Raw genomic sequence first — 8,800 nt, 5'->3', positions numbered from 1 at the left:
CTGCCTGCTTTGTCGCACAAAAGCATCTCGTTGGCTATTCGGTGGGTCAGACTCCGGTATTCGACGAAGGCGGTCTCAAATGTTTTACGACCGCAATCCGCTCGAGCCGCATCTATCTCGAATACGGTAGCGGCGGCTCGACCGTGATGGCGGCTAAGTATGTTTCTCGCCTGGTCAGCGTGGAGCCGGACCCCGTATTTGCCCGAGCCGTGAGAAAGGCATTGCCGGAAACCGCAGCCAATATTTCGATCCTGACGCCGGATATCGGAATGACTCGGGACTGGGGCTACCCTGTCTTCGACGTTCCTACCCCCGCCAGGATCAACCGATGGAAGAGATTGCCCCAGGCACCATGGCACGTGCTCCAGGACACGCCGGACCTGATCCTGGTTGACGGACGTTTCCGAGTCGCCTGCGCTCTGGAGAGCCTCATACGGATCGATTCCACCACCACGCTGCTGGTCGACGACTATGAAGGCCGGGACTATCGCGCAATTGAGCTATTCGGCCACTTGGTTGAGATGCACGGCTGCATGGCGGAATTTCGCAAACGCCCCGATTTCGACGAAGTGGCCTGTCGGGCAGCGCTGGACCGCTTCTATGCCGACCCCCGCTAACCGCCACCAAGAAGATCCCAACGTAGAGCCGACTTTAGGGTAGATTGGCTGATATGATATTGACCTACTGAATGAGCAACGTGCTCGTTTACGGTAGAGACGCTGCATCGATACTGGCCTCGCTTTGCCTCTCCGCTAAGACGTCTTGTTTGGCTTCGCTGTGCTGCGCTAGGCGGGTGGTCGATCGACAGATCCACTATGGCGGCACAACGCCTCAGGCCATCTTGGGTACGCAGCTATGCCTGCGCCGGTACAGATAACGATAGGCAGGATTCCCATGGGAAGAGCGCCGCTTCTGAATATTTCTCTGTTTGAGCGATCCGTTCATAAGACAATTCGGAGTTTGGGGCCAAGGAGTAGAGGCATGCCCTAAACCCTCATAGCTGAACAAATGGATGGCCCCTGGGGTGATAACGACGGCCGCTTGGAGGAACTGATTGGCGTCTGTGCTGCGGCTGAAATTTGAGAGGTAGCCAAACAGCTCATCGATCTTCGCAAAAACCTGTTTCAATAGGCGACGCTCTGCTGCATTCTCAATCACCACAGTCGTGCAATCAGCAGGACAATTGCGGCTCGTCCATGCGGTTCAGTCAGGGAGCATTTGATGTTGAAGCGAACTGAGAAGCCGGTCCGGAAGTCCATCACGCGCTCGTCTCTCGAGAATGAACTCGCGGAAGCCGTTCGACACAGTGGTGCCGAATGTGAACGCTTCGTAGCGGTCATCGTGGAGAAAGTCGCTCCAAAGGAGCGCGGGGGTCCTAACTGGGCGGTTAGAGGCGTGCGATACGGTGGAGCGGATCGCGAACGCGCAAATTCGGTCCTCTCCACTCTAGTAGTGAGCCGTCAGCAGGAAGTCGAACTCAGCGACGAAAGTTGATCTTGTGGACCAAGCCGTCACCGGCGAAGCGGCGCACGGGTTTGGCCGCTCGCCATTGGCTTCGATCTGGATCGACGGCTGATTACCCAATGGAACAACGTCTTACGGACTTCGGGGCGAGAGCGGCGGGACATCAGAGCGACCACGACCAGGCCATTCAGGATCATCCAACTGCCCGCCCATTTGACAATGCTGGACATGGCAAACTCCTCGTCGTGGAACGTCCAATCCGGCAGATGGTTCCACGACACCGTGGGCCCGCACACATACCATAAGCCATGTAGTTCGATATACGACCAAACCCTGCCTTGCAGATAAGTATTCGTGATTAGTTATACCACGCAGACGTCGATTATTCGCTATGTCAACAAACTGCAGCCTCGTGCACGCCACAAACCTGAGCGACTTCGCAAGCAACAGCCAATGCCAGGGCTAACGATGCTGCGGTGCCTTTAACCGCGCATACCGAGACACCGGCAGACGCGGAATTCCTCCGCCCGGGCCGCGCCTAGGACGATCTATCATCTGCTGCAATATTGCCCGCGTTGCTGAACATCGAGCGGCGACGATCCGTATACCTGGAACGCGATCTCCTCGCGAGCAAGGCAGCAAGGACCAAGCCCATTCCGGCTGAAAAGATCCTTCCGGTTGCCTCGGAGGCACGCCGAAAATCACTGCGTCAGAGTGACATTTTGGCGCCACAGCGCTGGAGGTTCAGCCTTGGCGGCCACTAATCGAGCGCAATTTCACCGCCGCTTGGCGGTCTGCCCGCCTACAAGCAGCAAACGTCCAAAACGAACGAACAGTTGCTCGAGCAACTTCCCGATCAAGTAAGATGATGTAGACCTGCGAATGAAAAAAGCGGACACAAAAGTCTTCAGATCCCGCGCCTTAACCGCATCAATCACGTTCAGCCATTGGACGCGCGCATCGATCGATTCGTAGTGTTGGCGAATAAGCTTCCTCTGCTTTTCCGTAAGGGACGCAAATTGCCCAAGCTCCCGATCGCTGTCACGCAATCGCTCCAGATCCAGCTTCGTGTGGTTGCTACTGATCGAGCCCGACCGGACAATGGCAATGTATGTCTTTGATGGAATTACACGAAAGATTGCGCCTTGTGCCAACGCCTTTGCGTAAAGCGCGAAGTCCTCGCCTAATCTCAACTTCTCATCATACCGCAGCTGATACCGATCCAGAAAGGCACGCCGGATTATCGGCTTGAGAAACCCGTACTCTTTTCTCAGTTGCCGCGATTGGCTAATGTTGCCCGCAACGAATGTATCGAAAGTCAGATCGATCTCTCGTTCGAGTCCGAGCAGCAAAGTCGTTGAGCTTGCGTCTTCCGGCTCACCTTCTCTGACCTGTAGGTGATCATCCGCGACGAAGTCCGCCCCATCCGACCTGTCGAGAAGAGCTCGTATTCGACCCGGCTTGAAGTAATCGTCGCCGTCCAGGATCGCAACAAAGGCGGCGTCGGAGAGCTGTACCCCCCGATTGCGCGCTGCTGCCGGCCCCACATTACGTGGCATCTGCTCGAGGACAATTCGTTCCGCGAACTGGCCAGAAGAAAGGCCCTGCACAACCAACGCTGTGTCATCGATCGACTGGTCATCGATCACGATCACACGCCCGACCTCCGGCTCGGCAAGCGCGGAGCGAACAGCGCGTTCGATAGTCCCTGCATTGTTCCGGACTGCGATGATTACGTCGACCGTGGCTGAAGCGGTCATCGCGGCCACCCGCTGCTGGTTCCCAGGGATTGCACTAGCCGTTTGCGCCGAGCGACGACGACGTTCCATGCCGAGCTGCCGACAACCCAGATCAGGAGGCCCATCATGCAAACTGACCATGTTGAGCATTCGCCATCGACAACTGTTTGACTCTCCTTTCGCCGCGAAGCACCGGCAATATGGCTCCATAACAGTGCTGCGGTGAGAAGTGCGCCGTAATCGCGGCAATCCCCCTACTGCCCAGCGAGCGGCGTTGCTCGGTGTCTGCCAATAAGGCAATCACACTTGAAGCGAAGCGGTCGGCGTCATCTTCGATGATCGCGCACGCACCTAGAACGTCCATAACTCCTTGCATGGTCGTCGTGGTCGCGACCACCGCCTTACCTTTCGACAGCGCTTCGATCAGCTTGATCTTCAGTCCCGACCCCAGACGCAGCGGCGAGATGACGACGCCAGCTTCCGCATAGAGATCATCCAAATCGTCGACAACATTCAGTAGTTGCACGCCAGACGGCGGCGTCGCGAGAGCGTTGCAGACGCTCCCTGCGATCTGCAACTCCACATTGGGCATGTTCTGCCGGATGGTCGGCCAGCACGCCTCCAAGAACCACCGGATGCCGTCCACATTTGGCCCAGCGGAGCTGCCCACGAACAAGATGGTCTCGGAGCGCCCCGGGACGGCTTGGCTGACCGCGGTCGCAGCCATGGGAACGACGATGACCTGATGTGCAGGGAGTTCACGCTGCAACACTGCGGCTTCGTCACGCTGAATGGCGAGGATGGTTTCGGCCCTTGCCAGCATCTGCACTTCTTCTTTGAGCGACAATGTTGCCAAAGCGGAGCGATCGGAGCGGCTGGAAAATAGATCGTGCATGATAACCAGCCGGCGCGCATCAGGTCGGAGCGTAAACGCGAATGCTTCCGTTAGAAAACAATAATCGGCGATCTGCACATCTCCACAGGCGACGGTCTCCTTCGCCAGGAAAAGCTGGTCCGCACGCGTCAGGGGCTGCGAGACCGCATAGGGAGCGGGATGGGAAAGCCGCGTCGATATCACGCCAGCCCGATAGAGCACCCGGTCCAGCAGCCCCAAAACTCCCCGGATCACGACGCGCGGGTCACGGGTCACGATATACCGGCCTATGCGCAACGTTCCACGAATCTTGATCGATTTGAAGATGGCCATGTCGTCCGACAGCCTTAAGAACGGCCATCGTCCCAACGTGACGGGCGACGGTACAATCAAATGCACGTCCACGGCTTGTCCGCGCAGATACTCGACGATGTCCAGCAAGTACCGTGAGCTGCCATTGGTGCGGCCTACGATCCTTTGGCGACTGAGCACGCAAATCTGAAGTCGCTCCGTGCGCGTCGGCTGCGGTCTAGCGAGCACGCGCGCCAGCATCTGCCGGATTGGAAGCCGCAACAGTGCCGCGGCCCCAGGGTTTCTGGCCGCAATTGCCAAGGCCCGAAGCGGTTGCCGTCCCTTGATCGCATTGACCAGCTTCTCGAATGCCAGAGCGCGCCCGACGGATCGCTCGCGCGCCCGAAGAACGGGCGCCACAGCGGTCAGTGATTGCTGTTGATCGCGTCCCCGCTCGACCTCCAAAATGCTCTTCAGCACCGCTGGGTTCAGCCGGTGCGAGATCGATCCGCTGTGCCGCCGATAAAAATACCCTATCCAAGGGATCGTGCGGAACTTGGCTCCCGTTGACACGAGGCGGAAGACAAAGTCGTAGTCCTCGGCGATTCTCAATCGCTCATCATAGCGAACCCTGCCGGCGTCGATCAGCGCGCGGCGAAACATTGGCTTGAGATAGCCCAACGCCGGTCCGCGGCCGTAGAAATTGTTCAATCTCACATAGTCTTCGATCGTGACCCATTGCGCCTCTCTCGCCCATTTCCCACGCAGCAACGGATATGGCCGCGATCGCCCATCGGATTCAAAGGCCAGCAAGTCGTCGGCAATAATATCAGTGTGACAGCCTTCAGCCGCATGAACTAACGTCGCAAGCCGGTCCGGATGCAACAGATCGTCGCTATCCATGATAGCGATCCACCGTCCTCTCGCAACGTCAAGCGCGCGGTTTCGTGCGGCCGCAGGACCCTCGTTTCTGGGCAGGCTGACGAGCCGAATTCGATCGTCGGTCGCAGCGATCTGTTTTACGATGTCTACGCTGCCGTCCATCGACGCATCATCGCAAACGATGATCTCAAGGCAACGAAGGCTCTGCTCGCATACCGAATGAATGGCCTCGGCAATGAACCGCTCGCCATTGTAGTTCGCGACGATCACGCTGACGTCGATCGCACCCCCGAATGCATCGTGCTCAGTCTTCGACATTGACAATTTCCAAAAAGCATTCGGCCATTCAGTTGCTCGACCCTGATTTCTGGACTAGCGCGCCAGCCGCATAGCTCAAGAAACCGAATGAAAAACCCAAATGCATGATCATTGCCGCCAGTCCGGCCCCACATGCGCAAGGCTCTCGCTTACGCAAGCCGATTGAAATTCCGTAAGCTATGCAGATCAGCGCCCACGAAAGCGCGGGGACTGCGAGAAGCGGAGCGAAGACGCCTAGCAAAGCGAAAGCGACTGCTGGACCAACCAAGATCGGCAACATCTGCCGCAACTTCAGCATCACGCGATGCTTGTGAGCGTTCTTGGCACGTCCCCGTCCAAAGTTCCAATACTGCCGGAACAAGGCTAGCGGAGACGTTCGAGGATAGTAGGTGATGTCGGCTCCACCACAAAGATAGATTCGAAATCCAGCTTGCTTCAGTCTCCAATCGAGCTCGGCATCCTCGTTATGGGAGAAGGTTTCGTCGTATCCCCCGACTGCCCGGAAGGCGGCAACGCTCATCAGTGCGTGATGCCCGTGATCCACAAAGCGACCGTCGGCCGCGCGTCGATGTGCAGAGCCGCCATTACCGAGAAGTGAATTCTGTGCTGCCGCGGCCGCTTGTTGAAAGCAGATCTTTCCCTTGGCGATCATGCTGACAACAACGGAATCGGCTCCTGTCGCTTCCTGAGCCGCGAGCAAACTCGCGCAAAATCCCGAAGGATAGGCGGCGTGCGCATCGACCCTGACGATGAAGGGAGCGGCGTCTCCCCAGGCCTCGACTGCCCTGTTCATGCCGCAGCTTTGAATCCTGCCGGTATTGTGCATCATGACGATACGGCTATCACGAGCCGCGCATCCTTCGACAATTCCTAATGTTTGATCGGTGCTGCCCCCGTCCGCAACAACGATCTTGCAAACAATGCCGTCCGGCTCCGCCATGAAATGGTTCAACGTCTGCTCGATGTGATCCTCCTCATTTAGACATGGGATCACGACGACACAGCGCCGCAGCTCGCTGGGATTTTGTCCAGTGGACATGCTCAGGATCCTTCACGTGGCAAATGACGGACCTCCGCGAGAGATGCGACAAGCTGTCGGCAACTTTGTCTCGTGTCGGCGATCTCGTCTGAGGGAACAAGATCAACTGCCGCAGCCAGACCTCTATACTGATCTGGCGTCAGTTGGCGCAGGAAGCCTTGCAACTCTGTTTCGGGATCGCCCCCTAGGATTACCCCAATACCTCGGCGCGTAAGCCACCGCGCAGTTTCGACACCGTTCAGCGCGATCGGCACGGCCCCAAAGAACGAGCTTTCATAGATGCGATTGGGTAAAAGCCAGGACGAGTTGAGCCCCTGCTCGAAAAAGTCGACGGCCCAGCTGAAATGGACTTCGCCGTAGAGCTTCGGCAGTTCATGGGACCGATAGGGGCCACTAAAGCTGACACCCGGCGAGCGACGGATCAGAGCGCTGAAATCAGGAAACTCCTTTGGAGACGGCCGGCCGGCAATATTCACCTCAATAGAGCCATCTGCCTCGCGCGCAATGGCTGCGAGAATGTCGAAGCTGCGGCGGCACCGGAGCATTCCGAACCATCCCACCCGCCAAGGAGGTCCGGCCAGGTGTTGCCGAGGTGGACGTGCGAGGACTTCGGCGTCGGGAAACAGCAATTTGTTCTCGACAATTCGTATCTGGCGCTCGAACCGCCTTGGGCCGAAATATTCGGACACAAAGCGCGGCGAACTCGTCAGGACCTGATCCACCTCCCGCATCAGATCCGACTCCAGCGACCGCAGCAGCCAGCTTGGCAACCCTCTTCCCAGCAAAAGCCGATGAATATCGAGGCACTCGAACACCAGCGCAGCTCGAGGCGCGTGGCGGCGGCGGATCGCAGCGCCGAGGTAGAGCATCTCCAGGTTTCTCGCCAGCACGACCTCGCTGCCCCGCGCAGCATCTGCAAGGCCGGCCAACCGCAAACGTGCCGAGGCGACGGACACAATGCGCGCGATGAATGCCCCGTCCATCGTCGCGCCAAGATCGATGGTAAGACAACCTTCAACCTCACGTACAGGCTCGGCGGTGCGCCTGAAGCCAATCAACTTTACATTGGCTCCGCCAGCCTTCAGCATCCGGACCCGCCGGTGTACGGCAGGGTCCGAGAGATCGTGAACCAGGTAGGCGATATTCAGCTTGCCGTCTCCATCTTGCCTGCTGTTCGCACCGGCTTACAAATATTAGGCGGAACCGGTAGATCAAAATAAAACCCGCCGGCTCCTGCCATTAAGGCTAATATCGACAGCCTTGGGTCAGAACGCCGGACCTTCGACTTTCCGCCTTGCGCGCCGGTCCCGACGTCCTTCAATGCAGGAGTGACGATGAATGGCGGCTCCAGACCATCCGCCACCATGAGCCAGGGGCCGTTCGCCTCCGACGGTCGAATCCAACAGATGCTGAATCCGCCTTGCCCTGGGATACTAAGAGGAATGTTCCCCCTCAACGTCGCCGTAACAGCCGGAGCTCGTCCGCGAGCGCAAGCCAGGCGCTTGCCGCTCATGCGGCACAGGCTCGAGGTGGAGCTCCGATGAGCCAGCAACGACCTAGACTATGCAGAGATGAATTCATCCCTCGGAGGAATGCAGCCCCTGTTCCAGACGACGGATTTATTTCGCCCGCCAACGCGTGCGGTCGCGCCCTCCAGTGCCGGGAACACACCAACCTCGTCCGCTGCACTTGCCAGGGCGCCGCCTTGTGAGCAACAGCAAGATCATTGTGGGAACGACCGTTCTCGCTCTCGGAAACGCATGCCGCTATTTGCTTCAGCTTGTCTTGGTTCCCGTTCTGGCTCGGATCCTCGGACCCTCGTCCTATGGCAGCGTTGCACTGGCGACCCCGTTCTTTTTCTTCTTGATGCTCTTCAGCGACCTTGGTCTCGGAGCGTCACTGGTGCGTGCACCCAAACTCACGCGCAATCTGGAATCGAGCGTATTCTGGATCGTCATGGCGATCGCTCTGGTGCTGGCATCCCTGCTCGTCGTCACCGCTCAACCTTTGGCCTGGCTTCTGCAGCAGCCGGCGTTGGCCGGCATTCTCCTGGGATTCGCTCCACTGTTCCTGCTGTCCTCGGCCACCATTGTGCCCTCCGCGCGCCTTCAACGAGCCGGGCGCTTCAAGGCCGTTGCGTTAGCCGACCTTCTCTCGACCGTCGGCGCGGCCGCCGTCGCGATCGTCACGGCC

The 8,800-nt window shown here is 58.3% G+C and carries 6 protein-coding genes; 2 read left to right on the top strand and 4 right to left on the bottom strand.

The window, feature by feature from the left end:
• On the top strand, nucleotides 1–617 hold a 617-nt coding region (locus BRAS3809_RS36600), incomplete at its 5' end, for a hypothetical protein (protein WP_170323288.1).
• Between the two features lie 1,623 nt (nucleotides 618–2,240).
• Here the strand turns inward: BRAS3809_RS36600 and BRAS3809_RS14455 are convergent.
• The 4 genes from BRAS3809_RS14455 to BRAS3809_RS14440 are packed head-to-tail and all read right to left on the bottom strand — an operon-like array spanning nucleotide 2,241 to nucleotide 7,695.
• Nucleotides 2,241–3,353 carry a glycosyltransferase family 2 protein gene (locus BRAS3809_RS14455; RefSeq protein ID WP_170323287.1) on the bottom strand — a complete coding sequence of 371 codons (1,113 nt, stop codon included), beginning with the start codon at nucleotides 3,351–3,353 and terminating at the stop codon, nucleotides 2,241–2,243.
• Nucleotides 3,328–5,568 carry a glycosyltransferase gene (locus BRAS3809_RS34365; RefSeq protein WP_008962846.1) on the bottom strand — a complete coding sequence of 747 codons (2,241 nt, stop codon included), beginning with the start codon at nucleotides 5,566–5,568 and terminating at the stop codon, nucleotides 3,328–3,330. Before BRAS3809_RS34365 ends, BRAS3809_RS14455 begins: the two co-directional genes overlap by 26 nt.
• Nucleotides 5,569–5,596: 28 nt before the next feature.
• Nucleotides 5,597–6,607, bottom strand: a complete 1,011-nt coding sequence (locus BRAS3809_RS14445; RefSeq protein ID WP_008962845.1) for a glycosyltransferase family 2 protein — start codon at nucleotides 6,605–6,607, stop codon at nucleotides 5,597–5,599.
• 2 nt (nucleotides 6,608–6,609) lie between these two features.
• The gene (locus tag BRAS3809_RS14440; protein WP_008962844.1) at nucleotides 6,610–7,695 is read right to left on the bottom strand and encodes a Succinoglycan biosynthesis protein exoL; all 1,086 of its coding nucleotides are present in this window, start codon (nucleotides 7,693–7,695) and stop codon (nucleotides 6,610–6,612) included.
• A 619-nt stretch (nucleotides 7,696–8,314) separates the two neighbouring features.
• On the opposite strand from BRAS3809_RS14440, the gene BRAS3809_RS14435 reads away from it, so the two are divergent.
• On the top strand, nucleotides 8,315–8,800 hold a 486-nt coding region (locus tag BRAS3809_RS14435; protein ID WP_170323286.1), incomplete at its 3' end, for an oligosaccharide flippase family protein.

This window comes from Bradyrhizobium sp. STM 3809 (assembly GCF_000239795.1).
Taxonomy (GTDB): Bacteria; Pseudomonadota; Alphaproteobacteria; order Rhizobiales; family Xanthobacteraceae; genus Bradyrhizobium.
This window is presented reverse-complemented; position numbering and strand designations above follow the sequence as displayed.

Coding starts and splice junctions, on each gene's coding strand:
- BRAS3809_RS14455 (WP_170323287.1), bottom strand. CDS start 3,353: ATGCTCAACATGGTCAGTTTGCATGATGGGCCTCCTGATCTGGGTTGT.
- BRAS3809_RS34365 (WP_008962846.1), bottom strand. CDS start 5,568: ATGTCGAAGACTGAGCACGATGCATTCGGGGGTGCGATCGACGTCAGC.
- BRAS3809_RS14445 (WP_008962845.1), bottom strand. CDS start 6,607: ATGTCCACTGGACAAAATCCCAGCGAGCTGCGGCGCTGTGTCGTCGTG.
- BRAS3809_RS14440 (WP_008962844.1), bottom strand. CDS start 7,695: ATGCTGAAGGCTGGCGGAGCCAATGTAAAGTTGATTGGCTTCAGGCGC.